27 protein-coding genes and 1 riboswitch are annotated in these 26,270 nt (G+C 61.6%); of the genes, 20 read left to right on the top strand and 7 right to left on the bottom strand.

Annotation, left to right across the window (positions count from 1 at the left end):
• Positions 1-20 precede the first annotated feature (20 nt).
• The 6 genes from AArcS_RS07085 (at position 21) to gatE (ending at position 6,135) form a co-directional block, all read left to right on the top strand.
• Entirely contained in the window at positions 21-347 is a 327-nt protein-coding gene (locus tag AArcS_RS07085; RefSeq protein ID WP_238479784.1) for a ribbon-helix-helix protein, read from the top strand.
• Complete coding sequence (locus AArcS_RS07080; protein WP_238479783.1) at positions 347-937, top strand: GNAT family N-acetyltransferase; 591 nt, start codon at positions 347-349, stop codon at positions 935-937. The genes AArcS_RS07085 and AArcS_RS07080 overlap by 1 nt, the downstream gene beginning before the upstream one ends.
• 246 nt (positions 938-1,183) lie before the next feature.
• Positions 1,184-2,164, top strand: a complete 981-nt coding sequence (gene fen, locus AArcS_RS07075) for a flap endonuclease-1 (RefSeq protein ID WP_238479782.1) — start codon at positions 1,184-1,186, stop codon at positions 2,162-2,164.
• A gap of 72 nt (positions 2,165-2,236) precedes the next feature.
• Positions 2,237-3,646 (top strand): class II fumarate hydratase, encoded by a 1,410-nt coding sequence (locus AArcS_RS07070; protein ID WP_238479781.1) that lies wholly within the window; start codon positions 2,237-2,239, stop codon positions 3,644-3,646.
• Positions 3,647-3,858: 212 nt separating this feature from the next.
• Positions 3,859-4,095 (top strand): HVO_2901 family zinc finger protein, encoded by a 237-nt coding sequence (locus AArcS_RS07065; protein ID WP_238479780.1) that lies wholly within the window; start codon positions 3,859-3,861, stop codon positions 4,093-4,095.
• Positions 4,096-4,266: 171 nt separating this feature from the next.
• A complete protein-coding gene (gene gatE / locus AArcS_RS07060; RefSeq protein WP_238479779.1) occupies positions 4,267-6,135 on the top strand; it encodes a Glu-tRNA(Gln) amidotransferase subunit GatE in 1,869 nt (622 codons plus the stop codon).
• A 1-nt stretch (position 6,136) separates the two neighbouring features.
• Here gatE and AArcS_RS07055 read toward each other — a convergent pair whose 3' ends face one another.
• A complete protein-coding gene (locus tag AArcS_RS07055) occupies positions 6,137-6,616 on the bottom strand; it encodes an Lrp/AsnC family transcriptional regulator (protein ID WP_238479778.1) in 480 nt (159 codons plus the stop codon).
• A gap of 179 nt (positions 6,617-6,795) precedes the next feature.
• Here AArcS_RS07055 and AArcS_RS07050 point away from each other — a divergent pair, with 179 nt between their 5' ends.
• Both AArcS_RS07050 and AArcS_RS07045 read left to right on the top strand, forming a co-directional pair.
• On the top strand, positions 6,796-7,800 hold the full coding sequence (locus tag AArcS_RS07050; RefSeq protein ID WP_238479777.1) for a DMT family transporter: 1,005 nt from the start codon (positions 6,796-6,798) through the stop codon (positions 7,798-7,800).
• 121 nt (positions 7,801-7,921) lie between these two features.
• Complete coding sequence (locus tag AArcS_RS07045) at positions 7,922-8,134, top strand: hypothetical protein (protein ID WP_238479776.1); 213 nt, start codon at positions 7,922-7,924, stop codon at positions 8,132-8,134.
• On the opposite strand, the gene AArcS_RS07040 is transcribed toward AArcS_RS07045, so the two are convergent.
• Together AArcS_RS07040 and AArcS_RS07035 are read right to left on the bottom strand one after the other, a co-directional pair.
• Positions 8,119-8,871, bottom strand: a complete 753-nt coding sequence (locus AArcS_RS07040; protein ID WP_238479775.1) for an RNA methyltransferase — start codon at positions 8,869-8,871, stop codon at positions 8,119-8,121. The genes AArcS_RS07045 and AArcS_RS07040 overlap by 16 nt on opposite strands.
• Positions 8,864-9,385 (bottom strand): DUF8114 family protein, encoded by a 522-nt coding sequence (locus tag AArcS_RS07035; protein WP_238479774.1) that lies wholly within the window; start codon positions 9,383-9,385, stop codon positions 8,864-8,866. Before AArcS_RS07035 ends, AArcS_RS07040 begins: the two co-directional genes overlap by 8 nt.
• A 139-nt stretch (positions 9,386-9,524) precedes the next feature.
• On the opposite strand from AArcS_RS07035, the gene folP reads away from it, so the two are divergent.
• Complete coding sequence (folP, locus tag AArcS_RS07030) at positions 9,525-10,745, top strand: dihydropteroate synthase (protein ID WP_238479986.1); 1,221 nt, start codon at positions 9,525-9,527, stop codon at positions 10,743-10,745.
• Between the two features lie 192 nt (positions 10,746-10,937).
• Entirely contained in the window at positions 10,938-11,627 is a 690-nt protein-coding gene (locus AArcS_RS07025) for a 6-hydroxymethylpterin diphosphokinase MptE-like protein (protein WP_238479773.1), read from the top strand.
• Here AArcS_RS07025 and AArcS_RS07020 read toward each other — a convergent pair.
• A complete protein-coding gene (locus AArcS_RS07020) occupies positions 11,624-12,556 on the bottom strand; it encodes a quinone oxidoreductase family protein (RefSeq protein ID WP_375139652.1) in 933 nt (310 codons plus the stop codon). The two genes, AArcS_RS07025 and AArcS_RS07020, sit on opposite strands and share 4 nt — an antisense overlap.
• A gap of 293 nt (positions 12,557-12,849) precedes the next feature.
• Between AArcS_RS07020 and malA the strand changes: the two genes are divergently transcribed.
• From malA to AArcS_RS06995, 5 genes are all read left to right on the top strand, one after another.
• On the top strand, positions 12,850-14,790 hold the full coding sequence (gene malA, locus AArcS_RS07015) for an alpha-amylase MalA (protein WP_238479771.1): 1,941 nt from the start codon (positions 12,850-12,852) through the stop codon (positions 14,788-14,790).
• 37 nt (positions 14,791-14,827) lie between these two features.
• A riboswitch (Fluoride riboswitch) is annotated at positions 14,828-14,897 on the top strand.
• An 11-nt stretch (positions 14,898-14,908) separates the two neighbouring features.
• Complete coding sequence (locus AArcS_RS07010) at positions 14,909-15,307, top strand: fluoride efflux transporter FluC (RefSeq protein ID WP_238479770.1); 399 nt, start codon at positions 14,909-14,911, stop codon at positions 15,305-15,307.
• Positions 15,308-15,655: a fluoride efflux transporter FluC gene (locus tag AArcS_RS07005; RefSeq protein ID WP_238479769.1), complete on the top strand. Its 348-nt coding sequence runs from the start codon at positions 15,308-15,310 to the stop codon at positions 15,653-15,655.
• Positions 15,656-15,829: 174 nt separating this feature from the next.
• Complete coding sequence (gghA, locus tag AArcS_RS07000) at positions 15,830-18,235, top strand: glucosylglycerol hydrolase (RefSeq protein ID WP_238479768.1); 2,406 nt, start codon at positions 15,830-15,832, stop codon at positions 18,233-18,235.
• 138 nt (positions 18,236-18,373) lie between these two features.
• Positions 18,374-18,730, top strand: coding sequence for a hypothetical protein (locus tag AArcS_RS06995; RefSeq protein WP_238479767.1), 357 nt, complete (start codon positions 18,374-18,376; stop codon positions 18,728-18,730).
• Positions 18,731-18,771: 41 nt separating this feature from the next.
• Here the strand turns inward: AArcS_RS06995 and AArcS_RS06990 are convergent, their stop codons facing one another.
• Positions 18,772-19,056, bottom strand: coding sequence for a DUF7550 family protein (locus AArcS_RS06990; RefSeq protein ID WP_238479766.1), 285 nt, complete (start codon positions 19,054-19,056; stop codon positions 18,772-18,774).
• A 148-nt stretch (positions 19,057-19,204) separates the two neighbouring features.
• Between AArcS_RS06990 and AArcS_RS06985 the strand changes: the two genes are divergently transcribed.
• Complete coding sequence (locus AArcS_RS06985; protein WP_238479765.1) at positions 19,205-20,878, top strand: glycoside hydrolase family 13 protein; 1,674 nt, start codon at positions 19,205-19,207, stop codon at positions 20,876-20,878.
• 106 nt (positions 20,879-20,984) lie between these two features.
• Entirely contained in the window at positions 20,985-22,655 is a 1,671-nt protein-coding gene (locus AArcS_RS06980; RefSeq protein ID WP_238479764.1) for a glycoside hydrolase family 13 protein, read from the top strand.
• Positions 22,656-22,664: 9 nt separating this feature from the next.
• Here the strand turns inward: AArcS_RS06980 and AArcS_RS06975 are convergent, their stop codons facing one another.
• Positions 22,665-23,075, bottom strand: coding sequence for a helix-turn-helix domain-containing protein (locus AArcS_RS06975; protein ID WP_238479763.1), 411 nt, complete (start codon positions 23,073-23,075; stop codon positions 22,665-22,667).
• 115 nt (positions 23,076-23,190) lie between these two features.
• On the opposite strand from AArcS_RS06975, the gene AArcS_RS06970 reads away from it, so the two are divergent.
• The gene (locus AArcS_RS06970; protein ID WP_238479762.1) at positions 23,191-23,754 is read left to right on the top strand and encodes a DUF8170 family protein; all 564 of its coding nucleotides are present in this window, start codon (positions 23,191-23,193) and stop codon (positions 23,752-23,754) included.
• 15 nt (positions 23,755-23,769) lie between these two features.
• Here the strand turns inward: AArcS_RS06970 and AArcS_RS06965 are convergent, their stop codons facing one another.
• Positions 23,770-24,303, bottom strand: coding sequence for a GNAT family N-acetyltransferase (locus AArcS_RS06965; protein WP_238479761.1), 534 nt, complete (start codon positions 24,301-24,303; stop codon positions 23,770-23,772).
• Between the two features lie 102 nt (positions 24,304-24,405).
• Between AArcS_RS06965 and AArcS_RS06960 the strand changes: the two genes are divergently transcribed.
• Positions 24,406-25,251: a hypothetical protein gene (locus AArcS_RS06960; RefSeq protein WP_238479760.1), complete on the top strand. Its 846-nt coding sequence runs from the start codon at positions 24,406-24,408 to the stop codon at positions 25,249-25,251.
• A 74-nt stretch (positions 25,252-25,325) separates the two neighbouring features.
• Positions 25,326-26,141, top strand: coding sequence for an imidazole glycerol phosphate synthase subunit HisF (gene hisF, locus AArcS_RS06955; RefSeq protein WP_238479759.1), 816 nt, complete (start codon positions 25,326-25,328; stop codon positions 26,139-26,141).
• The last annotated feature ends 129 nt before the right edge of the window (positions 26,142-26,270 follow it).

The raw sequence follows: 26,270 nt of genomic DNA, 5'->3' as shown, positions 1-26,270 counted from the left end.
TCTCGGCGCAACCCCGTGATATGAGTCTGGACGATCTGACCGTGGACGTCGAGGAGACCTACGAATCACTGGACGAGGAGATATCACTCGACCTCGACGACGACACACGCCAGGAGCTGACGATGCTGATGGCCGCGCTGGACAAAGAGGAGGGAGACATCGTCGAGCAGGCTGTCCGCCTCCTGTTCCAGAGTACCGTCGAGACTGGCAAGCTCGATTTTCACCTGCGAAGCGGCTACGATGTCACGTACGACGAGTATCTCTCCGGGATGACCTACGAGGAGATGGGTGGCGGAATTCAGTACCCCCAGCAACAGCAAAACGACGAGCGCCGCTACCAGTTCTGATGCACTTTGCCCTTCTCGGCTGGCCGAATGACGGGGTTACTCTCCGACTCGACTGGGAGCGGTTCAGCTACGCCGGGAAGTTCGTGATGTCGAACACGGGCAAGGCCGTGCTCTGTGAGGAACGACCGAAAGATGACCGCGGCGTCGATCCCGAGGACGTCCTCGCCGCCGTCGCGTTCAACGAGGACCGGACCGACGAGGGGACGCTCTGGCTGCGCTACATAACAGTACGGGCGGACAGGCGCGGAGAAGGTCTCGGCCCAGAACTCGTTGTGGAGACGGTCGATCGGGCGATCGGACGGGGATACCAGCGGGTTCGGATCGCTGTCAACAACCCATTCGCCTACGAGGCGCTCTGGAAGGCTGGCTTCGGATTCACGGGCGAGGGGGCGGGTATTGCGGAGCTGGTCCTCGCGTATCCGCGTTCTGACGCGATCGAGGAACACGCCGATGTTACTTCCCCGACCGAGTCCTACCGGAACGGCATCGAGCGCCTCGAAGCACGCGATGGCCTCACAGAAACGGAACAGCAGTTCCTCGCGGCCAGACGTGACGCCGAGCCGCCGGCCCCCACCGACCGCAGTCAATAGGCGGAGTCACAGTTCGTTGCGGCAGGACGGACACACTTCCTTCGAGCCGGTCGTCCGGGGAACGACTTCGATCCGACACCGATCGCACCAGCGGAGTTGGTCGGCGGGTCCGTCTGGGGTGTCATGTGTCATATGTGGTCGTACTACACTAACGGTCGTGAAAGCTTTGCCACGGCGACCCCTTTCCCGTGAGCATCCCCACTGCGAACCGAGAGTATTCAAAACCTCGACCACTACTTGCCTCCAATGGGAAACGCAGCACTTCGCGATCTGGCTGCCATCGAGACCGTGTCGTTCGACGACCTTGACGGTCGGATCGTGGGCGTCGACGCACACAACTGGCTGTACCGGTATCTGACGACGACCGTGAAATTCACGAATGATTCCGTCTACACGACCTCCGACGGCACCGAGGTCGCGAACCTCGTCGGGATCGTTCAGGGCCTTCCCAAGTTCTTCGAGCACGATCTCGCACCCGTGTTCGTTTTCGACGGTGGGCCGAGCGATCTCAAGGCCGACGAGATCGAGGAGCGCCGGGAGGCCCGTGAGACAGCCGAGGAAAAGCTCGAAGACGCAAGAGAGCGCGGCGATAGCGTCGCGGTCGCCCGACTGGAGTCACGCACCCAGCGACTGACCCCGACGATTCAGGAGACCTCACGCGAGCTGCTGGACCTGCTCGACATTCCCTACGTCGAAGCCCCAGCAGAAGGGGAGGCGCAGGCGGCGTATATGGCCCGACAGGGCGATGTCGACTACGTCGGAACCGAGGACTACGACGCCTTGCTCTGTGGCGCACCGAAGACCCTGCGACAGCTGACGAGCAAGGGCGACCCCGAACTCATGGAGCTACAGGCCACGCTCGAAAAGCACGAGTTGACGTGGGAACAGCTCGTCGACGTCGCGATCCTCTGTGGCACCGACTTCAACCCTGGCGTGACGGGGATCGGACCGAAGACAGCTGTCAAACTGGTCCACGAACACGGTGATCTGTGGGCCGTCCTCGACGAGCGTGGCGAGCACGTCGAACACGCCGACAGGATCCGATCGCTCTTTCTCGACCCGACGGTGACCGACGAGTACGAGTTCTCGACCGAGCCGTCGCCCGATGTCGATGCCGCCCGCGAGTACGTCACTGGTGAGTGGGAGGTCGACGCCGACGAGGTCGAGCGCGGGTTCGAGCGGATCGAGGAGGCACTGACACAGACCGGTCTCGACCGGTGGACCTGAAGGAGTACACGCGTCAGGGATACCGGATACAAAGGGTGTGGTTTTACTGTGGTGGTTGGCAAATTTCCGAGTATGGCAGACGACGACTACCGTACGGAGGAGGACAGCCTTGGCGAGATGCAGGTGCCAGCCGACGCGTACTGGGGGGCACAGACCCAGCGCGCCGTCGAGAACTTCCCGATCAGTGGGCTGACGTTCGGGCGGCGGTTCATCCGCGCGCTTGGCGTGGTCAAGAAATCCGCAGCCCGGGCGAACCGGGATCTCGGGCTTATTCCGGAAGAGAAAGCTGATGCGATCGTCGAAGCCGCTGACGAGGTCATCGCGGGCGAACACGACGACCAGTTCCCCGTCGACGTCTTCCAGACAGGGAGCGGGACGTCCTCGAACATGAACGCCAACGAGGTGATCGCCAACCGCGCAACGGAGATCGTGGGCGGCGAGATCGGAACCCGTGAGGTCCACCCGAACGACCACGTCAACTTCGGCCAGTCGAGCAACGACGTGATCCCGACCGCGATGCACGTGGCAGCGCTCGAAGCCGTCGAAAAGGACCTGCTGCCCGCCCTCGAAATTCTCGAATCCGCTCTCGCGGAGAAAGAAGCCGAATTCGATGGGATCGTCAAGACGGGTCGCACACACCTGCAGGACGCAACGCCAGTCCGCCTCGGTCAGGAGTTCGGCGGCTATCGTGCGCAGGTCGAGAAGGGGATCGTACGCGCAGAGTCGACACGCGAGCATCTCGGCGAACTCGCACTGGGCGGGACGGCAGTCGGAACCGGCCTCAACACTCACGAGGAGTTCGCCGAGCGCGCGGCCGAGTACATCAGTGAGGAGACCGGTCTGGCGTTCCGCGAAGCCGACAACCACTTCGAGGCGCAGGCGGCCCACGACGCGATGAGCGAAGCCCACGGCGCGCTTCGGGTCGTCGCCGGATCGCTGAACAAGATCGCCAACGATCTGCGCCTGCTTGCCTCCGGCCCCCGGAACGGACTCGGCGAACTCGAACAGCCCGAGAACCAGCCCGGCTCCTCGATCATGCCTGGCAAGATCAACCCTGTCGTCGCCGAGTCGGTCAATCAAGTTCACAAACAGGTTGTCGGCAACGACGCCGCCGTCTCCACCGGTACGGCCGAGGGACAGATCGACCTGAACCTCTACAAGCCCGTCCTTGCTTACAACTTCCTGCAGTCCGCGAACATGCTGTCCAACGCCAGCGAGGTGTTCGCAGAACGGTTCGTCGATCCGCTGGAGGCCAATGCCGAGCACTGCGAACGACAGGTCGAACAGTCGATGGCGCTTGCAACCGCGCTCAACCCGCATATCGGCTACGATAAGGCCTCGACTGCAGCGAAGACGGCGCTCAAAGAAGGGAAGACGGTACGCGAAGTCGTGATCGAGAACGGCTATCTCTCCGAGGACGAGGTTGACGAGGTCCTCGACCCCGCAAAGATGACTTCGCCCGGAATCCTCGGCGAGGACTGACGCCAGCCCTGACGTCTGCACAGAAGTTTGATACGTTATACCCGTCGCTTCCGTACTCGCGATTTGGTTTCTGATTGTTTTGATAATGCTTGTGTTGCCCCGTAACCGACCCGACATCTGGCGGTTCTCGCCGGCTACTACGACCGTGTTACCGGTCTTCACAGACGAGAACAATCGTATGTACTTTTGAGGCCACAATCCGAAGTTGTAGTATGCACACCTGTCGTATCTGTAATCAGACGTTTTCCACGAAGCTCCGGCTGGAGCTGCACCGCGACACCTGCGTAGAGGAAACGCTGCTCTGCCAGCAGTGCGGTGACCAGTTCAGTGAGGCCGCCGCGACGCGAGACGGCTGGCATTATCAGTGCCCGAACGACGACTGTGATGGGGAGGGACTAACGGAGGACCTGTATCGGCTGGACGCGACGGGCGTCGAGCAGGGTCAGTAGTTCGGAGAGCTTCACAGCGACGAAACCAACACTCAGTGCGACGCTGTTCGGTGCCCTTTCGGTTACTTCAAATAGTGTAGCATAACGCTTCAAATTTCGAAGCTTGTCCGGGGCCGTCGCTGCGGCCGGAACTGAACGGTTTTTTACCCCTCGCCGACCGAGTGGCCAACAATGACCGAGTACGATTACGAGGAACTCGGCCTCGTCGCCGGGCTGGAGATCCACCAGCAACTCGATACGGCGACGAAGCTGTTCTGTAACTGCCCGACAGAGCTCCGCGAGCCCGAGGAGTCGACGCGCAGATTCACCCGCTATCTCCATCCGACGAAATCCGAGCTCGGCGAAATCGACGACGCCGCGCTCGAAGAAAGTCAGGTCGAACGGGAGTTCGAGTATCTCGCCTACGACACGACCTGTCTCGTCGAGGAGGACGACGAGCCGCCGCGGGAACTGGACGAGGAGGCGCTCGCGGTCGCGCTCGAAATCGCCCAGCTACTGGATATGACGCCGGTCGATCAGGCTCACGTCATGCGGAAGATCGTCGTCGACGGCTCGAACACGACCGGCTTCCAGCGCACGACGAAGATCGCCGACGAGGGCGAAATTTCGACAACCGAGGGTCCGGTCGGAATCGAGGATCTGATGCTCGAAGAGGAGAGCGCCCAGCGCGTCACGGAAACCGAGACAGGCGTCAGATTCAGTCTCGATCGGCTGGGTATCCCGCTCGTCGAGATCGGCACGAAACCCGATATCTCGACGCCAGAGCAGGCCCGCGACGCCGCCGAGCGCATCGGGATGCTGCTTCGCTCGACGGGCGCAGTCAAGCGGGGTCTGGGGACGATCCGTCAGGATGTCAACATCTCGATCGCCGAGGGCGCGCGCGTCGAACTCAAAGGGGTGCAAAGTCTCGACGATATCGACGATATCGTTCGCAACGAGGTACAGCGACAGGCCCGTCTGCTGGAGATCCGCGACGAACTCGAAGCGCGCGATGCCGAGGTCGGGGACGTACAGGACGTCTCGGATGTCTTTGCGGACACCGACAGCGGTGTCATCCGCGGCGCGCTGGACGATGGCGGGGCTGTCACCGCCGTTCCCCTGTACGGCTTCGACGGACTCGTCGGTGCGGAGCTGCAGCCCGACCGCCGACTCGGGACCGAACTCTCGGACCACGCGAAACGCCACGGCGCGGGTGGCATCTTCCACACCGACGAGCTACCGGCCTACGGCGTCACCGAGGAGGAAGTCACTGCGCTACGAGAGGCGGTCGGAGCGGAGGAAGACGACGCCGTCGCCATCGTTGCCGCGAGCGAGGATGTCGCCAGAAACGCCATCGAGGCCGCCGCGGAGCGAGCCGAGAAAGCCATCGAGGGCGTCCCGGAGGAAACCCGCGACGCGAATCAGGACACTACCTCGAAGTACCTTCGGCCCTTGCCCGGTGCAGCGCGAATGTATCCCGAGACGGATGTCCCGCCGGTCGAACCGGACGTCACGGAGGTCGAGGAACCCGAACTCCTCACCGAGAAAGTCGAGCGCTACCAGTCCGAGTTCGGCCTCGGCGAGGGGCTGGCCGAACAGGTCGCGTACGGCCGCAAAATGCCGCTGTTCGAGCGTGCCGTCGCAGACGGTGTCGACCCGACGCTCGCGGCTGGAACCCTCGAAAGTACGGTGACTGAACTCCGGCGCGACGACGTGCCGGTCGAGGCACTCGACGACGAGCACTTCCTCGACGTCTTCGGGCTTGTCGAGGGAGGCGACCTCGCCAGGGAGGGCGTCCCCGAGCTACTGACCGCGCTCGCCGAGGAGCCGGAAGCCGACGCCGCAGCACTCGCGGAGGAGAAGGGCCTCGGCAGCGCGGCCGAAGATGAGGTGCGGGAGGCAGTTGTCGAGGTCGTCGAACGCAACGCCGAGCAGGTCAGCGAGGAGGGAATGGCCGCCTTCTCCGGACTGATGGGCGAATGCATGGGCGCGCTCCGCGGGAAGGCAGACGGTGATCTCGTCAGCGAACTCCTGCGCGAGGAGATCCAGAAGCGGGCCTGATCTAGTCGATAAGCTCTTCCAGCAGCGTGTCCAGACTGTAACTCTGCAGGGCGTCCCGTTCTTCGATGGCCGAGATGACGAACGTCGAGTCCGTTCGGTCGACACCGTCGATCTGCTCGAAGTCAGCGATCAGCCGTTCGACCGTCTCGCTACTGCTCAGCCGAGCGACCACAATAAAATCGGTCTCGCCCATGGTGAAGTAGACGTTTGTGACGCCTTCGACGGTCAGCAACCGGTCGGAGAACTCCTCGTAGGACCCCTCGTAGTCGGCGTGGATCTCCACGAGCACGGTGACGCCGAGTCCGAGTTCGTCGAGATCGATCTCGTAGCGGTCGTTTTCGATGACTCCTTCCTCCCGGAGATTCGAGAGCCGGTAGTGGATCGTCGAGACGGGGATCCCGGTCTCCTCGTGGAGTCGTTCGGGGCTCCCCGTTCCGAGCTCCGCTATCGCCTTCAACAGTCGAACGTCGCGCTCGTCCATACTGCTCATTATGCCGATCGATACAAATGTTCTTTGGCGTATGTAATTGGAGATATCTCTAACTTGATTGGTAGATATCACAGGGTCGTTGAATATAATCCATTTGTGTAAACCATCATCCAATACAACACGTCTTCTTGTAGTAGACTATAAGTTAACCCAGGAATTCCGAATTCGATATGAGAACGATCGGATCTATCCCATCTGGATTCCGTAATCTGGTGTTGTTTTCGTTGCTCGCTCTCTCCTGGGGCGGTTCGTTCGTCGCGATCGAGATCGGGCTGGAGTACGTCCCCCCGTTACTGTTCGCGGCGCTTCGATACGGTGTGGCGGGTCTGATCGTGCTGGGCTACGCCGCGGTCGTCACCGATCGGTCCAGACCAACCGGTCGGAGCGAGTGGCTCGCCGTAGTCGTGGCGGGCGTGTTCGTCATTGCGCTGTACCACGGCCTGCTGTACATCGGTGAGCTGTACGTCTCGGGGGCAGTCGCGGCAACAGTCGTCAGTACCGCGCCGATCCTCACCGTCGCCTTTGCGGGCGCGATTCTGCCGAACGAGCGTCTCAGTGCGGTCAGTATCGCCGGGTTCGTCCTCGGTCTGATCGGCGTCGGACTTGTCGTCCAGCCCTCGCGTACCGCCCTCGGCTCCGACGTGACGATCGGTGTTGCACTCGTGTTCGCGTCTGCGGCCGCGTTTGCGCTCGGGAGCGTGCTTATCCGTCCCATCGACGCCGGGTTGCCGATCGAAACCCTGCAGGCGTGGTCGATGCTGCTCGGTGCGGGCGTCCTGTTTGGCTGGGCGTTCGCAAGCGGCGAGTCACTCGGTGCGATCAAGGTGACGACGACTGCCGTACTCTCCTATGGCTACCTGACAATCATCTCCGGCGTGCTTGCCTTCCTGTTGTACTTCGAGTTGCTCGACCGGAGCGGTGCGATCCAGGTCAACCTCGTCGGGTACGCCGAGCCTGTCGTCGCGATCGGCATCAGCTGGCTCCTGCTGGGCACGGTCGTCGACGCTCTGACGGTTCTCGGGCTTGTCACGATCGCCAGCGGATTCGCCCTGATCAAACGGGAGTCGATCCGCTCGTTGCTCGCCGCGACTGGTATCCTCGGCCGGTCGACCGCAGCCGACCTCACGACCGCTCGCACTGACGGCGGTCGGACGGTCGAACAGGACGCCGACTAGCTCTCCGGCGCTTTCGGCTGTCCTCTGGTTGCGACAATACCAGCGATGTATGGTGGTAAACGCTCCTTACTCCAGTCGTATGGAGGTCATACTAAGGACCGGTGCTGTGGTACGATCTCATATGAGTGGACCAGACCAACTGACTCCCAAAGAGATCATCGACGATGAACGGGGTCCAGAGGTTCTGACTGCAAGCGAGATCATCGGCGATCAGCTCGACAGCGACGAGGCTCGTACAAACGAGGGAGAAAAGCGCCCACGAGAGGACTGGCTCTGGCTGGACAAGGAGAAGCTCGACCGGAAGGAGATCGTCGCCGCTCAATCGCGGTCCTGACTGACCGACTCCGTTTTCCGATTGATGGATTCCGTTGCCCGACGGACGATGCCAAGCAGCGTTACTGCCTCCCGGTCGGTCGGGTGGGCACGTCCGATCAGCCGCCGGAACATGCGTCCGGACTTCGCGCGTTTTTCTTCTGGATGGCCGATCCCTGCGAGCAGGTCCTCGAACTGGTCGTAGAGACGTTCGATCTCGGCCTCGCTGGCACGGTCTCGCTCGACATCCGGTAGCTGGGTATCGGATATCGCCAGATTCCGGAACTCGTAGAGCGTGATCGTCGCCGCCTGTCCGAGGTTGAGCACCGGGTACTCCTTGCTCGCCGGAATGGCACAGATCTCGTCGAGCCGCGCGAGTTCCTCGTTCGTCATACCGTTGTCCTCGCGCCCGAAGACGAGGCAGGTGGGGGCGTTCACAGTTTCGAGCTCCTCGGCCAGCTCCGCGGGCGTGGAGAACGGATATCGGACGTGGCTGGTCGCGTTCTGGTTCGTCGTGGCGGTCAGGCCAACCGTGTGATACCCGGACACGAGGTCGTCGAACGCGATCTCGGTGGCGTTCGGCAGGACGTCCTCGCGAGCCTGTCCGGCGTAGCCGTAGGCCTCGCCGTCCCGGTCGAGTTCGGGGGGATCAACGAGCAACAGCTCCGAGAACCCGAAGTTCTTCATCGCGCGGGCGATGGTGCCGACGTTGCCGGGCGTCTGTGCGTCGACGACTGCAACAGCGGGTGCCTCACTCATTCGCGCCAGGGTACTCCTGGTTCAGGTCCCGCAGGTCGGTCTTCTCGGTAACGTCCCACTCGTCTTTACGCTGGTCGTCCTCGACCGCTGGCGGATCGGGAAGCTCGTCCGGTTCGGTCGCGACGTGTTCGACGCCGTCGTACCCCTCAGGTGCGCGCCCGCCGTCGAGGAACCACTCGTGGAAGGCGTCGTCGAACTCGTCGGTTTCGGCGTACTGGCTCCCACCTGCCTCGTGGAACCAGTAGACGAGGTCGTTCTCGTGGTCGCCACAGAGCAACACTTCCGAGAGCGGTTCGCCGTAGACGACCTCGCTCGGATTGTACTCCTCTGGACTGCTCTCGCCGTGTTCGAGCCAGCAGGCGTCACACGGCGCGTCGACGATATCCTGCAGCCGCACGAGTCGCTTTTTCGCGTCCAGCGGCATCTCTTCGAGGGGCCGGAACTCGCCTTCGTCGGTGAAGACGGCCTCCTCGTCGAAGCGCCAGCCGCGGAGACCGATGCTTACCTTGCTCATACTCCGGGGTAGCCACCGCGGGAGTAAAAAGAGCGCGTCTGCGGGTCGGTCGGTCCCCGAACCTGTCCCCGGTGAGAACTACCGGGAAGCCATCAGGTGGACCGGTCCCCCTATAATGCTTCACTCCTACTCCCCGTACATGCAAAACGTCGACGCGGCGGGGCTCGGTATCGGCGACGACCATCCTCCACGTATTATGGGCGTGCTCAACGTCAGCGAGGAGTCGCCCTACGACCCGAGCGTCTACGACGACCCGGGTGAAGCGGCGGCCTACGTTGACGAAGAACTCATCGACGAAGGTGCGGATATCGTCGACGTCGGGCTCGAATCGGCCAACAAGCGTTTCGAGGTCCTGTCGGCCGAGGAGGAACTCAAACGGCTGGATACGGCCATCGAGACCATCGAGAGCGTTAGCGGGGACGCCGTCTTCTCGATCGAGACCCGGTACGCGAGCGTTGCCGAAGCCGCCCTGGACCGGGGCTTCGACATGGTCAACGACATCTGTGGCTTCGCCGACCCGAAAATGCCCGAAATCTGCCGGGAGTACGATGTCGCCGTGGCGAAGATGGCAAGCCCGGCCGATCTGGATCGTCCCGGTGCGATCGCGGACATCGACTGGGAAACACGTCGCTCGCCCGAGTGGGCCGCCGAGGCCGACTACGTCGATCGCCTGTACGAGGCTCTCAAACAGAACGGGCTGACCGACAAGACGATCGTTGATCCCGCCTTCGGCGGCTGGAGCGAGGCCAAGACGATCGAGGACGATCAGGAGACGTTCCGGCGGCTCCGGGAGTTCCGCGGCTTCGGCCAGCCACTGTTAGTCTCGATCAACCGGAAGAACTTCCTGGGCGATGTGGCCGGACGCGACACCGACGAACGGCTCCCCGTGAGCCTCGCTGCGACGTCCTTGGCCGTCGAACGTGGAGCGCACGTCATCCGCACCCACGACGTTCGCGAGACGGTTGACGCGGCCCTGATCGGCCACGAGTTCGGGCGGACAACCGCCCAGCAGTCGAGCGACGGAGTGCGCGTCGAACAGCTGGACGTCAGAACGTCGGGCGACATCGGTCGACATCTCGATCGTATCGGAGCGACCGAGGCCGATCCAGCCACACTCACCACCCGAACGATCGAGGTGAGCGGGCTCGGGACGGAGATGATAAATCGTGTCGCCACGGCAACAGAGCAAACCGGTGTACGGTTTGTTCGCGGAGACAGTAGTAGTCTACTCGTCGGGTCGGACCGCGCGCTGGAATCACTCGTCGAAACACTCTCCGAAAATACTGGTTCTCCTCCCCCAATAGAACGTAAAACGAGTATAGATGACGTTACAGGAGTACTACAGGCTATACTTGAGTAAGAGAAAGCTTATGCCAAAGGACCAGAAAGAGGGGATTGGAAGCCGGAAGGGCCCTCGGGTAGGGGTACTTAGAGGTGCCATTCCGGCCCACATCAGCGGCTTGCTGTGGACTCATATCACCCAGCGACGGCGCTGGATAGCCAGTCTTCATACAGTCCCGCCTGTCAGTGATACAGTCTCGGAGGTGCCCGTATGGAGCTAGCGGAGTGGGAGCCCGTGTACGAGGCGATCCTCCGGGAGTTCGGATTCGATCGCTCGGCCGACGAGCGGGCACGGGACGTCCTCGCGGAGTTCGCGACACCAATCTCGTTCGATCGGTTTGCCGAACTGTCGGGAGCGACGGTCGCCATCGCAGGGGGTGGCCCCTCGATGGAACACGAGACAGCCACTGCCGATAGGGCCGACTTCGTTGTCGCCGCATCCGTCGCCGCGGATTTCCTTCTGGAGGCGGGAATCGACATCGATCTGATGGTCACCGATCTCGACAAAAACGTCGAGACGGCAATCGATCTGTCACACGCGGGCGTTCCAGTGGCGGTTCACGCCCACGGCGATAACATCCCCGCGCTTGGTGAATACCTCCCCGAGTTCGAGCAAGGGCAGGTGCTCGCGACGACACAGGCCGCTCCCACTGAGTCGGTCTACAACTTCGGCGGGTTCACTGACGGCGACCGTGCTGCGTTCCTCGCCGATGAGTTCGGTGCTGACGAACTACAGTTTCCCGGATGGGATCTCGATGACGAGGACGTCGACCCGGTGAAACGCCAGAAGCTGGCCTGGGCAGAACGACTGTTGTACTGGCTCGAAACCCGGCGCGATGAGCGGTTCGCCGTTCTCGATGGTCGTCGCGGCCGTATCGACACGACCGATCTGCCGCTCTAGCGTGGGTTGAGAACGACTTTACCCGAAGACTGACGATTTTCGATGTACTCGTGAGCGGCGGACGCCTCGTCGAGGGGGAACGATTCGCCAACGATCACTTCCAGATCGCCGCTCGTGAGACCCTCGGTGAGCTCCGGGACGGCTTCGAGGACGCGTCCGGGATCTGCCGAGCGCGCCCGGCCCAGATGGTACCCGATTACGGTCTTGTTCTCGAACAGCAGGCGACCGGTATCGACCGTTGCGGTGTCGCCGCTCGCCGCGCCGTACGTGACGACTCGCCCGAACGGCGTGAGCGCGTCGAGGCTCTCGTGGAAGGTCTCGCCCCCCACACCGTCAAGTACGAGGTCGACGCCCTTGCCATCGGTAAGCGAACCGATTTCCTCGACGAAGTCGGTCTCGGTGTAGTTGATCGGGTGATCACAGCCCAGTTCGCTCGCGAGATCGAGCTTTTCGGCCGTGCTCGCGGTGCCGAACACCTCGGCACCAGCCTGTGAGGCTAGCTGGACCGCTGCGGTTCCAACACCGCCCGCAGCGGCCTGAATCAGGACACGCTCGCCCGCTTCGAGGCCCCCCCATCCGAACAGACAGCCGTGCGCAGTGAGGAACTGAACGGGAAAGCCCGCGGCCTCGTCGAAACTCATCTCCCCGGGAATCGGAAAGATCGCCTGTGGATCGGCCAGCGCGTACTCCGCGTACGCTCCGCCGGGGACGGTCGCGACGACCCGATCACCCTCGTCCAGATTGACACGCTCCCCGGTCGCGTCGATCCGTCCGGCGGCTTCCATCCCCGGCACGTATGGGGGTTCAGGACCGCCGGGATACTTTCCGCGACGCTGCATGATATCGGCGAAGTTGATCCCGGCAGCCTCGACCTCGATCCGTACCTGTTCGGGACCGGGCTCCGGTCGCTCCTGTTCTGTTACCGTCATCGTCTCCGCGCCGCCGAAGGATTCCACGAGGACTGTTTGCATCGTATTTCGTATGGGTGCCGAAGTGTATAAAACATCACAAACGCTGAGAAACCATTCGATCGTTGCCCGTTCGTTACTGAGATATATATTGACCTGTTCAATGGTATACTACTTCATCAGGTGACAAATAGAAGTCTAGTGTCTGGTATATTTCTACCGTATCTCGACAGATATGCGTATAGCTCCCGCGGTGCATACGAAAACGGGAACCGGGAAATAAAAGGTGGGGTAGAGCAAAGAACGAAGTGATTATGCATCATCCTGGTCCGCCTCGCTTCGAGGCAGTCGGCTCCGAGATCGATCTCGCACCGAGGGATCCCGATCCCTCCGCAACGTATCGCTGGTCAGTCGTTGACGCGCCCGCAGAGAGCAACGCCACGGTCGGTTCCGATCCTGTGGAAACCTTCGTCCCCGACCAGCCCGGCACGTACACGATCGGACTGGACGCCCCCGATGGCGAGCACCGACTGACGGTTCGTGCGTTCCCGGCCGAGTACAGTCCGCCGCTGCTCGACCCGGCGGGCTCCGGCCCGCGATCGGGCTCCGGGTTCCAGTCCGGCTCCGGTCTCCGTTCCGGTCTCCAGTCCGGATCGGGCTTCGCCAGCGGAAGCGGTACTGCAACCGGCGTTGAAGGAGTCGGTGACAGACCACGCATTCGCCTCGATGGTCACGTCGATGGCGACTACGTCGTCCTCACCGCCGAGGCGACGCCGCCGGTCGGTAGCGACCTCTCAGTTGATGATCTCGACGTCGAGTTCTTTGCTGACAACCGCGACCCGGCGAGGGACATCGATATCACGGTCGAGGGACATACCGCCCGCGTTCCCGTCGAAGCGATCGGCGAGTACAGCCGGTTCCACGCGGTCGCCGTCTCTCCCGGTGCGTACAGCGTTGCGGATGCGGTCGCCGTCGATACGACTGGTAACGAACTCACAGTCGAGCGGCTCAACGAACCGCCGGCGTGGGGCAAGGACGTCACCCTGTACGAGATTTACGTCCGTACCTTCTCGGATGGCGACGAACCCACGTTTCAGGCACTCTCGGATCGGCTCGGCGAACTCGCCGACTTCGGCGTCGACTGTATCTGGCTGACGCCGGTGCTCCAGAACGACGACTTCGACCACGGCTACAACATCGTCGACTTCTTCTCGATTGCCGACGACCTGGGTAGCCGCGAGGAGTTCGAGTCGTTCATCGAGGACTGTCACGAGCACGATATCAGGGTCCTCTTTGACCTCGTGATGAACCACTCCGCCCGCGAGCACGAGTTCTTCAAGCGCGCCGAGATCGGCGATCCGGAGTACCGGGACTGGTACGAGTGGGAGGACCCGGACAACGACAAGCCGGGCACCTACTTCGACTGGCCGTACATCGCGAACTTCAACTTCGAGAATCTGGAAGTTCGTCGTCACCTGCTCGATGCCGTCGACGAGTGGGCACCGCTGGTTGATGGCTTCCGCTGTGACATGGCGTGGGCCGTCCCGACGAGCTTCTGGCAGGAGCTCCGGGACCGCGTGAAAGCCGAGGACTCGGAGTTCCTCCTGCTCGACGAGACGATTCCGTATATCGCGGACTTCCACGAGCTGTGTTTCGACGTCCACTTCGATACGACGCTGTATCACAACCTCCGGCAGGTCGGCAACGGCGCGATGGACGCCTCCTCGATCACCGACGCCATCGAGAACCGCGCGCGCACTGGCTTCCCGGACCACGCCGCGTTCTTGCTCTACATGGAGAACCACGACGAGAGCCGCTACGCCGAAGAGTGTGGCAAGACCCAGGCCAAAGCCGCCGCCGGCGCGCTCTTTACGCTGCCCGGTATCCCACTGCTGTACGCCGGACAGGAGATCGGCGAGGAGACTCGCCGCGAGAAGGTCGACTGGCACGAGGCCGACGAAGACCTTCGAGAGCACTACCACGATCTGGTGACCGCCCGCGACGAACTCGCACCGCTTAGCTACGATGCGGCCTACGAAGAAGTCGAGAGTGAGGCCTCTCACGAGGGCGTTGTCGCCTACGCGCGCGAACAGGACGGAGAACGCGTCGTCGTCGTGCTGAACTTCGGTCCTGACACCGAGGCGGTCTCGGTGGACGAACCCGTCGGCTCCGAGAACCTGCTTTCCGGCGAAGACGTCGACGCGGCCGACGCTGACGTCCTTGTCGAGGACGTCGTTGTCGTTCCGGCGGAGTAAGACAAACAGATTTATTAGCCGTTCTCTCCCCGTTCTTTCCGTACTGGGCGATGGAGTCCGCCTGACCCAACCGCTGGCACCCGCCGGCTGATGACTCCTGTCTACATCCACCACAGCTATGTCAGGCACGCACCCCCTCGTCAGAGTCGAAACGCTTCTGTTGATCGCCGTCGGCGGGTTTGCCGGGTCGAACCTGCGGTATTTCATCGAGCTAATCGTTCCATCAACGCTTGGTGCGACCTTCCTCGTCAACGTGCTCGGAAGCTTCGCACTCGCCGTGATCCTTTATGAGGCGTCAACCATCGGCGCGCTCTCGGACAGGTCGAAGTTCGTGTTCGGGACCGGCTTTCTCTCCTCGTTTACGACGTTCAGTACGTTCGTATTCGACGTGATTTCTGTCGATCCAGTCGTCGGACTCGCGTATGTTCTCGCCAGTTATGCAAGCGGCTTCGCGGCGGTCCTGCTCGGCCGTGTCTTCGTGACCAGAGCAATCGTGCCGCGGGTGGAGGTGGCGTAGATGGAGGCGGCATACCTGCTTGGCACCGGCGGAGCGATCGGTGCAGTCCTCCGCTACGCGGTCAGTGAGGCCCTCCCAGCAGATCGGTTCCCGTGGGCAACGCTGGTCGTAAACGTCGTCGGCAGTTTCGTCCTCGGACTGGTCGCGTTCGGCGGCGCGGGTGAAGGTGCCATGCTGTTCGTCGGTGTTGGCGCGTGCGGGTCGTTTACAACCTTTTCCTCGTTTTCGTTTGCTGCGGTCGACCTCTGGGAACAGGGCCGACGCTGGACGGCCGCACTCCACGTCGTCGGGAATCTCGTCTGTAGCCTCGCCGCGCTTGGTCTCGCGGCGATGCTCATCCAGCTGTAGGCGGTCTGGGTGTCGGCTGACTAACCAGTCAGCGTGCAGACCGCAAAGTATTATCAACACCTGTTACAACATATGTAAGTAGTAGTCAGTCGGTGGGCTGGAGTCGGATAAGGCGCACTCATCTGTGACCGCGACTATTCGATTGCCCCTTGTGCCCCACCGACGGAGGACATCATGAGCGAGAACACAACTACCTGTACGGTACACGACACCCGGACGAAACGGCTCTGTGAATGGACCGCGGAGCAGCTGGCGGCACCCGATGACCCGTTCGATGCCGCGAAAGCGATCGTTGAACGCCTCGGCGCACATCTCGATGGAGATATCGCCGAGTTTGGCTTCTGGACACCGGAGCTGCTCGACGATGATATCGAGCCGGAGAACGTCTATCTGGAGCTGTTCACGCCAGTCGAGGAGGTTGATCCGGGGGCAGAGGAGGCAACCAGCAGGTTCCGCCACGAGCGCGTCCCGACGCAGCGTGAAGGTGAGTACACCTGGGCCGCCGTCGAGGGAGTACAGGCGGGCACCCGGGACTCGCTCGGGTCGCTGTACCGCCTCACATACGAGACCGACGGTGGCTGGGAGACGATTCAGGATCCACTTGCGTACTCGGTTCCGTTCGGCGCGTACGCGCCCGCGGAGCTGTACGATATCGATGCGCTCGACACGGAACGGGCGGACCGCGAGTACTTCGAGTCACTGGGCAACGAGGACGAGCCGATCGCGACGAGCGAGCACGACGGGCTTCCACGCGTCGACCCGGCGACCAACCTGCTCGAACTGCATCCCGGCACAGCATCGGCAAAGGGATCGCTCGCCGGGCTCACACGTCGTTACGAGGAGATTGCGCGCAAACAGCGCGAAGGCGAGGAGCTGACGCCCATGGAGCAGAACTTCGCAGGCTACGACGGCGTGCAGGTGATGCCGATCGCGCCGATAACCGAGGGCGAGTACCAGCCGGATCACTTCGAGATCGAGGGAGACCTGTCCGACGAGGTAAACGAGATCGAGATCACCACACGCTCGCCGAACATGGTCAACTGGGGGTACGACATCGTCATATCGGGCTTCTCGGCGGTCAACCCCGGGGTACTCGAAACGGGTCGTCCCGACGAACTTGTCGATTTCATCGCGACGCTCCACGGAATGCCCGAGCCCATGCGAGTCGTCTTCGATATTGCGCTCGGTCACGCCGATGACGGTGCGATCCCCCTCCTCAACGACTACTTCTTCGAGGGGCCGGGGATGTACGGACAGGAACTCGATTACCGCCACCCGACCGTGCGCGCGATCCTGCTGGAACTCCAGCGTCGCAAGATGAACTGGGGGGCGGACGGGATCCGTGTCGACGGCGCGCAGGATTTCACATACTGGGACCCAGAAACAGAAGAGGAGTATCACGACGACGAGTACCTCGCAGCGATGGACGAGGTGACGCAGGTTGTCGCTGGGACCGAGTACCGGCCGTGGATGATTTACGAGGACGGTCGTCCCTGGCCGGAGGAGGATTGGGAACTCGCCTCCACGTATCGCGAACTAATCGAAGAACATCCCCACTCGTTCCAGTGGGGGCCAGTTACGTTCGCACACAATACGCCAGCCATCCTCACCTTCTGGGCAAGCAAGTGGTGGCGCGTCGAGGAACTCGCCGACATGGGCGATCACTGGATCTCGGGCGTCGCCAATCACGATACCATGCGCCGCGGCGCACAGGTCGAGGTCGGCGAGGAGTGGGACGCCACCCAGGAGAACCCCTACCTTTCCGACACCCTCCGGGGAACGATTGAGCGAGCCTACGACAATCCCGCCTCCAATATGTTGATGTACTGTTTCCTGCCGGGCGTCCCGATGGACTTCACACATGCTAACGCCCGTGCACCGTGGTACTTCGTCCGCGACACCGACGACACCTGGAACGTCAAGGTCGTCGCCAACGGGGCGTACTTCGTCGACTGGTACGTCACGGAGGAGGCGTTCACGGATTCGGAGCAGTTCACCCGCCTCAAGGAGCTTGGTTTCGAGACCCTCGACGGACTCCGCGATTTCGGCCACACCCTCGCGGCGATGGGCGAGGCGGTCGACTACGACCTCGACGAGCTTGCGCCACTGCTTGATGCGACGAACCCACCATTGGGAGATGGACCGCTCGGGCCCGGGGACCTCGAATCGTACGCACTCGCCTGGATGCGTGACGTTGCGGAGTTCGCGAATCTCAGCCACTACGAGGAGGACCAGGACGCAGATCGAACGGCGTTTGACTTGCGCGTCCGCGAGTTCCGTCACGAGCGGCCGTGGTTGCGCGAGACGCTTGCGGACGGAGAAGTCTTCGACTACCGCCACCCGACGGACCAGTCGGTCGTCTACTACGGATGCCGAAGTGCGCCGGACGGGAGCGAAGAGCTGTTGTTCGTCGCCAACATGGAGGGACGTCCCGCAACGGTCACGCCGACCGAACTCGCCGAAGTAAGTGAGAGAGGCTGGGAGGTTGCACTGGCGACTCCCACAGTCGACGTCGATGATGCCAGTGAACAACTCACACTCGATGACAGCGAAGCGGTTGTGTTCTCACGGACCATCTGATACCACCTGAGGACAATCCCACAGAAGTTGATAAAAATATTTTCCAGTAATAAAGCGGTAGGTAGTCGATTACTACCACTCACTGTGTGTCGTGTTACTCACTCAATACTTTATATGGTGATCACGTACGGTACGCGTATGAGTGGGACCCGGTTCAACAACGGACGGCGTGTAATCGAGAAGTGGAACGACGTATTTTCGGTTCTCGACGCCGAACCACGCCGCCAGATCGTCACCTCGCTACTCGATGCGGACGGATCAGTCCCGTTACCGGAGAGCGCCGTCAATCCGAACGCATCCCCCGATCCGAAGGAGTTACGACTGGAACTGTACCACAAACACCTCCCAGTGCTGGCGGAACACGGTTTCATCGAGTGGGAAGCAGACCCATTCGTGGCCGAGCGTGGCCCTCGGTTCGGGGAAGTTGCCATCGTGTTCGAAGCACTGTATACACACGTCGAGTCGATACCGGATTCACTGGTGATCGGCTGCTAGCGACTCGAACGGGAACGTGAGATGACGACGTGACGGCGCGCTCAGAACAACAGCGGCACGCCGAACACGAGAACCAGCCCTACCGCAGTAATTAGACCGCCGATCAGCACCTGACGATTACTGTACGCGCTCTGCGGGGCAGTCGTCCGCTCGTCTACGGCAGCGTCGACTTCCCGTCCCTCATTGGATTCTGCGGTTCCGGATGTCGGCTCTGGCTCCTCGAAGTCCGCGTCGCCGGAGGCTTCACCGTATGGGACATCCGTCTTTGTCGGGTTCTTGTCGACTGCGAGTTCACCCTCCTCGGAATTTTCGTCGGCATCACTCATACCCGAACGTTTCCGACGGGCTAACTTAAGCAGTTCTGTCCAGTGTCGCTCTCAATGGACCTCGGCGCTCGATCAGGAAGTACTAGTTTACAACACCCTCAGTAGTTACCCTCCTCCTTTTTATTGGTGTGCCACGCAGTTGACGGCAATGAATTCAACCAGCCGATCGACCGATCGTGAGTGGTGGAAAGAGGCAGTAGTGTATCAGATCTACCCGCAGAGTTTCAACGACTCGAACGGCGATGGTGTCGGTGATATCCCCGGCATTATCGAGAAAGTCGACTACCTCGATGCGCTCGGCGTCGATGTGGTCTGGCTGAATCCGGTCTACGAGTCGCCGATGGCCGACAACGGCTACGACATCGCTGACTACCGGTCGATCCATCCGGAGTACGGCACGGTGAACGACTGGGAGCGCCTGCTGGAGGAACTCCACGACCGGGATATCCGACTGATCATGGACTTGGTGGTGAACCACACCTCGGACGAACACGAGTGGTTCCAGCGCTCGCGTCGGGGCGATCCCGAGTACGAGGATTACTACTACTGGCGCGAGGGCGACCCGGAGGAGCCACCGAACAACTGGGAGTCCTTTTTCGGTGGTCCGGCCTGGAGCTGGGACGACGAACGCGAGGCGTGGTATCTCCACCTCTTCGACGAGAAACAGCCCGACCTCAACTGGCGCAACCCCGACGTTCGTGATGACATCTTCGATATGATGACGTGGTGGCTGGACAAGGGGATCGACGGCTTCCGAATGGACGTCATCAACCTCATCTCCAAAACCGAAGGGCTTCCCGACGGCGAGACCGGGACCCCGACGATCGGTACCGAACACTTCGCCGACGGCCCACGTCTGGGGGAGTACCTCGACGAGATGAACGAGCGCGTCCTCTCGAACTACGACGTGATGACCGTCGGTGAGATGGCTGGCGGGATGACGGCCGAGGATGCAGAACCCTACGTCGGTGAGGACGGCCCGCTGTCGATGATCATCCACTTCGAGCACGTCCACGCCGACGTGGGCGAGGGAGGAAAGTGGGACGTCGTCGAGCTCGACCTCGACGAACTCAGATCGAGCCTCCACGACTGGCAGACCGTGATGGCCGAGGACGGCTGGAACTGCCTCTATCTTGACAACCACGACCAGCCCCGCGCAGTCTCCCGATTTGGTGACGACGGCGAGTATCGCGAGGAGTCCGCGAAGATGCTCGCCACGTTCCTCTTTACCCTGCAAGGGACGCCGTTCGTCTTCCAGGGTCAAGAGATCGGCATGACCAACACCACCTTCGAGGACCCCGAAAAAGTTCGGGACGTCGAATCCAAAAACTTCCTCAACGCGGCCAGAGATCGCGGCGAGTCCTTCGAGGACGTTCGTCCCCTGCTCGAAGCCCGGAGCCGTGACAACGCGCGGACGCCGATGCAGTGGGACGACTCAGAGTACGCCGGGTTTACCGACGGTGAGCCATGGATCCACGTCAACGACAACTACACCGAGATCAACGTCGAAGCGGCTCGCGCCGACGGGGACTCGATCTGGCAGTACTACCGGGAACTGATAGACCTGCGTGAGGAGCGGGAGGTCTTCGTGTACGGCGAGTACGAACTACTTCTTCCCGACCACGACGACGTGTACGCCTATCGGCGAACGCTCGACGAGGAGGCACTACTCGTCGTCTGTAACTTCTTCGAGGGCGAACCGACAGTCGAGCTACCGGTCGAAGACGCGAACCTGCTCCTCGGGAACTATCCTGATCTCCCGGACGAACAGAACGACGAGATCGAGCTACGCCCGTATGAGGCACGAATCTACGAGCGCTGAGCCGGAGGTTTACCAGTACTGGTGGTAAAAGAGTAAAGATCGGCCGTGGATACCGTGAAGAAATCTATCACCGTCTTTTTGCCTGTCCACCACCCAGCATCGAACAATGACAACGGCAGACCAGCCCCTCGACCGAGAGTGGTGGAAGGAAGCGGTAGTGTATCAGATCTACCCGCGCAGCTTCAACGACTCGGACGGTGACGGGATCGGTGATATCCCCGGCATTATCGAGAAAGTCGACTACCTCGATGCGCTCGGCGTCGATGTGGTCTGGCTGAATCCGGTCTACGAGTCGCCGATGGCCGACAACGGCTACGACATCGCCGACTACCAGTCGATCCACCCCGAGTTCGGGACGATGGACGACTGGGAAATCCTGCTCGAAGAGCTCAACAACCGGGATATCCGCTTGATCATGGATCTCGTGGTCAACCACACCTCCGATGAACACGAGTGGTTCCAGCGCTCCCGTCAGGGCGATCCCGAATACGAGGACTACTACTACTGGCGTGAGGGCGACCCCGAGGAGCCGCCGAACAACTGGGAGTCCTTTTTCGGTGGTCCTGCCTGGAGCTGGGACGACGAACGCGAGGCGTGGTATCTCCACCTCTTCGACGAGAAACAGCCCGACCTCAACTGGCGCAACCCGGATGTCCGAGAGGAGATTCACGACATGATGAACTGGTGGCTGGACAAGGGGATCGACGGCTTCCGAATGGACGTCATCAACCTCATCTCCAAGACCGAAGGGCTTCCCGACGGGGAGCACGGCGGCGGCGAGCACTTTATCGGCGGCCCCCAGGTACTGGACTACATCGGCGAGATGGTTGATGAGACCGTCGCGGACCGAGACGTCATGACCGTCGGTGAGATGGTCGGCGTGGACGCAGAGCGCGCTCGCGAGTACGTTGCTGAAGGGGGCTGTGGCCTCTCGATGCTGATCCACTTCGAGCACATGGGTGTCGACACCGGCCACGACAAGTGGGATCTCCAGGAACTCGACCTCCTCGAACTTAAGCGAATCATCGGTGAGTGGCAGAACACCCTCGCCGAGGACGGCTGGAACTGTATCTATCTCGGTAACCACGACCAGCCACGCGGCGTCTCCCGCTTTGGCGACGACGGGGAGTACCGTGAGGAGTCCGCGAAGATGCTCGCGACCTTCCAGTTCACCCTGCAGGGCACGCCCTTTGTCTTCCAGGGCGAGGAGATCGGCATGACCAACACGACCTTCGAGGATCCCGAGAAAATCCGGGACGTCGAAGCCCAGAACTTCGCCGAGATGTCCCTTGCCGACTGGGCCGACGACTACGTCGAGGACGTCCAGCCGATCCTCGAGGACATGAGCCGTGACAACGCGCGGACGCTGATGCAGTGGGACGACACGGAGCACGCAGGCTTTACCGACGGTGAGCCATGGATTCACGTCAACGAGAACTATCCCGAAATCAACGTCAAGGCCGCCCGCGCCGACGAGGATTCGATCTGGCAGTACTACCGCGAGTTGATGGACCTGCGCGAGGAACACGACATCTTCGTTTACGGCGACTACGAAGTGATCGACTACGACCATCCTGAAGTGTACGCGTACCTCCGGACGCTCGGCGACGAGGAACTAATCGTTGTCTGTAATTTCTTCGAGAACGAGCCGCAGATCGAGATGGCGGATTTAGACGCCGATGCTGAACTCGTCGTGAGCAACTACGACGTGGGTGATATCCCCGAGGACAGAGTCCTCGACCTGCGCCCGTACGAGGCGCGCGTCTACCAGCAGTAAGAGAGTCAGTTATCGATCCGGACGCGGTGCCGTCTCGTATTTTTCCATCTTCCCGGACTTGTCCCCAATCGACTCGTAGATCCGCTGGAGCGTTTCCTCGGCGGCGAGTAGATTGTGCTCTTCGAGGAACGTCCGGCCCTCCTCGGTCAGCCCGTAGAACTTCCAGGGGTAGCCCTGTCGGCGCTCGTCCTCGGACAGCGCGACCTCTTCGAGAATCCCGGCGTCGATCAGCTTCTGGACGTGCTTGTAGACGGTCGCCTCGCTAACGCTGGGGTTGAGCTGTTCGAGTTCGTACATCGACGGGAGGCCCTCCGGATGTTGCAGGACGTTGCCGAGGATGGCAAATCGGGTCTCCTGCGTGAGAAAGTGCAGTAGCTCCCGGTTCCCCGCACCGTCGGCAGGGCTCAGATCAGTGCTCATACGAGACGCTACGGCATCCCAGCATAAGTAGTTTACTCTGGGGTAAATCACCCGGGAGTAAACCATAATGTGGCCGGACACAACGCATATCCCGCCCCGGTGAGACCTCCCCGGTATGTCCAACGAGACGTCGCCCGATTCGGACGACTCCCCCGCCCCCGAAGACGTCCTCGCCAGCGCGAACGAGCGCCTCGACGCCGAGGAGATCACGCTCGCGGACAACGAGGAGATCCTCCACGCGATGAGCGAACTTGGTCCCGTCTACGAGACGGATCGATCGTACTTCATCCTCGGTAACTACGATCGGGAACCGATCCGGCGGCTCAACCTCGTCGTCGACCGGCTCAACCGCCGGGCGGACGCCTACGCCTTCCGGATGGTCGACGTCCGCGGCGAGTGGGACAACAGCATCCAGAAGTTCTGCCTGATCGCGGACCTCGTAACGTATCTCGTCGGCGTCGCGGAAAAGGAGCCGAGTGACTTCCTCGTCGAGCAGGGGCTGCTCGTCGGGAGCGAGGAGTACTTCGAGAAGAGCCACGTGCTGAAACGCGAGTACGAGGAGGAGCGACCCTTCGGCTGGATGCAGGACGGCGTCTTCGAGCTGTTCGACGATGAGGGGCGGCTCTACCGGTGGCGCACGGAGGAAGATCTCGTTGAGGCGGCCGAAGCGCTACCGTGATACTGGGACACCGAGCTAGCGCCGCTTGCGCCACTCCCCTTCTAGCAATCCGTACCAATGAACGTCCTGATACACCCCGTCAATGAACTCGGCATCACGATGGACGCCCTCCTCGACGAAGCCGACCGATTCGAGCAGGGCCTGCGAGGCGTCATTGAACTCGAAAACTCGCGCCTCGATCCGGTGGAGGCCGAGTTGCTGGAACCCGTATTCGATGATCCGACTGGCGGCGTCACTTCCGTAGCCCATTCGGTGGTGCTCTGGGTCGACCCAGTAACCCAATTCAGCCCTGTCGTTGCCGGTATCGATTCCGTTGAGTCCGACCGTGCCGACTGCGTCCTCGTCGGTGATCATGAGCGTGACGTTGTCTTCGGTACAGACGACATCCTCGTAGAACGATTGTTCCTGGGCCGCGTTGACTGGGCGATCACGTCCGATCGCTCGCCAGACCTGTGGATCGTTGATCTGCTCCTGAAGGTACTCCAGATCGTCCTCTTCGATCGTCCGCAGGGCGACGTGCTCACCCTCCAGAAATACGGGACCAGGCATAGAGACCGCTACAGCGGAGGCTCATAAAAAAGTTGACTCCACGTCGGCCGAATCCCCGGAGCCGAAACGACGATACCACTGCCCCCGCTACGTGGCGACAGGATGGCTATGGAGGAGGATCGGCTGGTGTTCGGCTACACGCGCCGAGCTGTTGCGCTCGATCTGTTCGTCGTCACGGCGGTCGTTCCAGCAGTTCTGATCGCCCTCCACCTGTTTCTTCCCGAGTCCGCACGGACGACGCTCGTGCTCCAGCACGGTGATCCCGATCCATTCGAGTTTCTCACGGCTGCGTACGTCCACTCTAACGTACCACATTTGCGGAACAACATCACTGGCTACCTCGCCGCGATCGTGATGGCCTATCTGCTCTGCCTCGAAGCGGGCCGCCGTCGGTGGTTTGTCGCCACGCTCGCGGTCGTGCTGGTGGTCGTCCCCGTCTTCGTCAACGTCGTGAGCTACGTAACCTTTGCAGGGGCGTTTCCCGCCGATCCGACCACGCGTGGGTTTTCGGCGGTCGTCGCTGCGACCGCGGGGTTCGTTTACGTTGCCTTGTTGGTGCTCCTCCGGACTGCGTACTCGACGGAGACCGCGACGTTCGCCGGTGCGGTGATCTTTCTCGTGTTGCTCGTGACCTTCTATGTCCTGCACGTGAGTGTCATCGAGCCGCTCTTGCTGGCCGGTGCCAGCGGGAGCGCGCTGCTCTGTCTGGCTGCACTCGTGGTGAGCGCCCGTGGGCGAATACCACGGAACCGGGCCGGATGGAAGCGACTGGGCTCCGAGTCGGTACCGGTCGCGCTCGTCACTGCCTTGCTCGTCGCGTTCGTTGTCGGTCTCTTTCCCCAGCGCGTTATCGTCGACGGCATGATTATCAACGTCTACGCACACTGGCTGGGGCTGGTCGGCGGCGTCGCGGCGGCCGTGTTGCTCGAACCGGTCGTTACTGACTGACAGTGAGAGTAAACACTATGAACCCTTGCATGGAACGGTCCCTTTGTATACCCTGCCACACAACGGTCGAGCATATGGGCCTCACCAAGCGGATCATCCCCTGTATCGACGTGGATCTGGACGAGGAGGGCAACCCCGCAGTGTACACCGGCGTCCACTTCGAGGATCTGAAATACACGGGCGACCCGGTCGAGATGGCAAAGCGGTACAACGAGGCCGGTGCCGACGAGTTCGTCTTCCTCGATATCACCGCCTCTGCGGAGGGGCGCGAGACGATGCTCGGGGTCGTCGAGGACGTCGCCGACGAAGTCTTCATCCCACTCACCGTGGGCGGCGGCATCCGGACGCGCGAGGACATCAAGGAGACGCTTCGCGCTGGCGCGGACAAGGTCTCGATCACCACCGGCGCGCTCGAACGTCCGGAACTCATCAACGAGGGCGCGGCAGCGTTCGGCAGCCAGTGCATCGTGATCAGCGTCGATGCCCAGCGACGGTACGACGAAGACGGCGAGCACTACGTCGACATCGATGGTGAATCCTGCTGGTTCGAGTGCACGAAGAAGGGCGGTCGCGAGAGCACTGGCATCGACGTCGTAGAGTGGGCACAAGAGGCCGAGCGTCGCGGCGCTGGCGAACTCTTTGTCAACTCTATCGATGCCGACGGGACGAAAGACGGCTACGATATCCCCCTGACGAAAACGGTCTGCGATACGGTTAGCACACCAGTCATCGCCTCCTCGGGCTGTGGCGGGCCCGAGGACGCTTACGAGGTTTTCACCGAAGCGGATGCCGACGCCGCGCTCGCGGCCTCGATTTTCCACTTCGACGAGTATTCGATTCAGGAAGTCAAAAAGTACCTCGACGAGCGTGACGTCCCGGTGCGGTTGTAATAGTTCTCCGAGCGAGGGGAGGAGCGAGGAGCTTTTTACCCAGAATTGTGGGGAGAGGCAGCCACGCTGAGTGTGGTGTTCGACGACCCGCGAAGATCAGTAAGACCAAAACTACAGAAGTTGACGTGT

The sequence above is a fragment of the Natranaeroarchaeum sulfidigenes genome (assembly GCF_017094485.1).
In the GTDB taxonomy this organism is placed as follows: domain Archaea; phylum Halobacteriota; class Halobacteria; order Halobacteriales; family Natronoarchaeaceae; genus Natranaeroarchaeum; species Natranaeroarchaeum sulfidigenes.
The sequence above is the reverse complement of the archived record's forward strand: the minus strand, read 5'-3'. Positions and strand labels throughout refer to the sequence as shown.

Coding starts and splice junctions, on each gene's coding strand:
- AArcS_RS07085 (WP_238479784.1), top strand. CDS start 21: ATGAGTCTGGACGATCTGACCGTGGACGTCGAGGAGACCTACGAATCA.
- AArcS_RS07080 (WP_238479783.1), top strand. CDS start 347: ATGCACTTTGCCCTTCTCGGCTGGCCGAATGACGGGGTTACTCTCCGA.
- fen (WP_238479782.1), top strand. CDS start 1,184: ATGGGAAACGCAGCACTTCGCGATCTGGCTGCCATCGAGACCGTGTCG.
- AArcS_RS07070 (WP_238479781.1), top strand. CDS start 2,237: ATGGCAGACGACGACTACCGTACGGAGGAGGACAGCCTTGGCGAGATG.
- AArcS_RS07065 (WP_238479780.1), top strand. CDS start 3,859: ATGCACACCTGTCGTATCTGTAATCAGACGTTTTCCACGAAGCTCCGG.
- gatE (WP_238479779.1), top strand. CDS start 4,267: ATGACCGAGTACGATTACGAGGAACTCGGCCTCGTCGCCGGGCTGGAG.
- AArcS_RS07055 (WP_238479778.1), bottom strand. CDS start 6,616: ATGGACGAGCGCGACGTTCGACTGTTGAAGGCGATAGCGGAGCTCGGA.
- AArcS_RS07050 (WP_238479777.1), top strand. CDS start 6,796: ATGAGAACGATCGGATCTATCCCATCTGGATTCCGTAATCTGGTGTTG.
- AArcS_RS07045 (WP_238479776.1), top strand. CDS start 7,922: ATGAGTGGACCAGACCAACTGACTCCCAAAGAGATCATCGACGATGAA.
- AArcS_RS07040 (WP_238479775.1), bottom strand. CDS start 8,871: ATGAGTGAGGCACCCGCTGTTGCAGTCGTCGACGCACAGACGCCCGGC.
- AArcS_RS07035 (WP_238479774.1), bottom strand. CDS start 9,385: ATGAGCAAGGTAAGCATCGGTCTCCGCGGCTGGCGCTTCGACGAGGAG.
- folP (WP_238479986.1), top strand. CDS start 9,525: ATGCAAAACGTCGACGCGGCGGGGCTCGGTATCGGCGACGACCATCCT.
- AArcS_RS07025 (WP_238479773.1), top strand. CDS start 10,938: ATGGAGCTAGCGGAGTGGGAGCCCGTGTACGAGGCGATCCTCCGGGAG.
- AArcS_RS07020 (WP_375139652.1), bottom strand. CDS start 12,556: ATGACGGTAACAGAACAGGAGCGACCGGAGCCCGGTCCCGAACAGGTA.
- malA (WP_238479771.1), top strand. CDS start 12,850: ATGCATCATCCTGGTCCGCCTCGCTTCGAGGCAGTCGGCTCCGAGATC.
- AArcS_RS07010 (WP_238479770.1), top strand. CDS start 14,909: ATGTCAGGCACGCACCCCCTCGTCAGAGTCGAAACGCTTCTGTTGATC.
- AArcS_RS07005 (WP_238479769.1), top strand. CDS start 15,308: ATGGAGGCGGCATACCTGCTTGGCACCGGCGGAGCGATCGGTGCAGTC.
- gghA (WP_238479768.1), top strand. CDS start 15,830: ATGAGCGAGAACACAACTACCTGTACGGTACACGACACCCGGACGAAA.
- AArcS_RS06995 (WP_238479767.1), top strand. CDS start 18,374: ATGAGTGGGACCCGGTTCAACAACGGACGGCGTGTAATCGAGAAGTGG.
- AArcS_RS06990 (WP_238479766.1), bottom strand. CDS start 19,056: ATGAGTGATGCCGACGAAAATTCCGAGGAGGGTGAACTCGCAGTCGAC.
- AArcS_RS06985 (WP_238479765.1), top strand. CDS start 19,205: ATGAATTCAACCAGCCGATCGACCGATCGTGAGTGGTGGAAAGAGGCA.
- AArcS_RS06980 (WP_238479764.1), top strand. CDS start 20,985: ATGACAACGGCAGACCAGCCCCTCGACCGAGAGTGGTGGAAGGAAGCG.
- AArcS_RS06975 (WP_238479763.1), bottom strand. CDS start 23,075: ATGAGCACTGATCTGAGCCCTGCCGACGGTGCGGGGAACCGGGAGCTA.
- AArcS_RS06970 (WP_238479762.1), top strand. CDS start 23,191: ATGTCCAACGAGACGTCGCCCGATTCGGACGACTCCCCCGCCCCCGAA.
- AArcS_RS06965 (WP_238479761.1), bottom strand. CDS start 24,303: ATGCCTGGTCCCGTATTTCTGGAGGGTGAGCACGTCGCCCTGCGGACG.
- AArcS_RS06960 (WP_238479760.1), top strand. CDS start 24,406: ATGGCTATGGAGGAGGATCGGCTGGTGTTCGGCTACACGCGCCGAGCT.
- hisF (WP_238479759.1), top strand. CDS start 25,326: ATGGGCCTCACCAAGCGGATCATCCCCTGTATCGACGTGGATCTGGAC.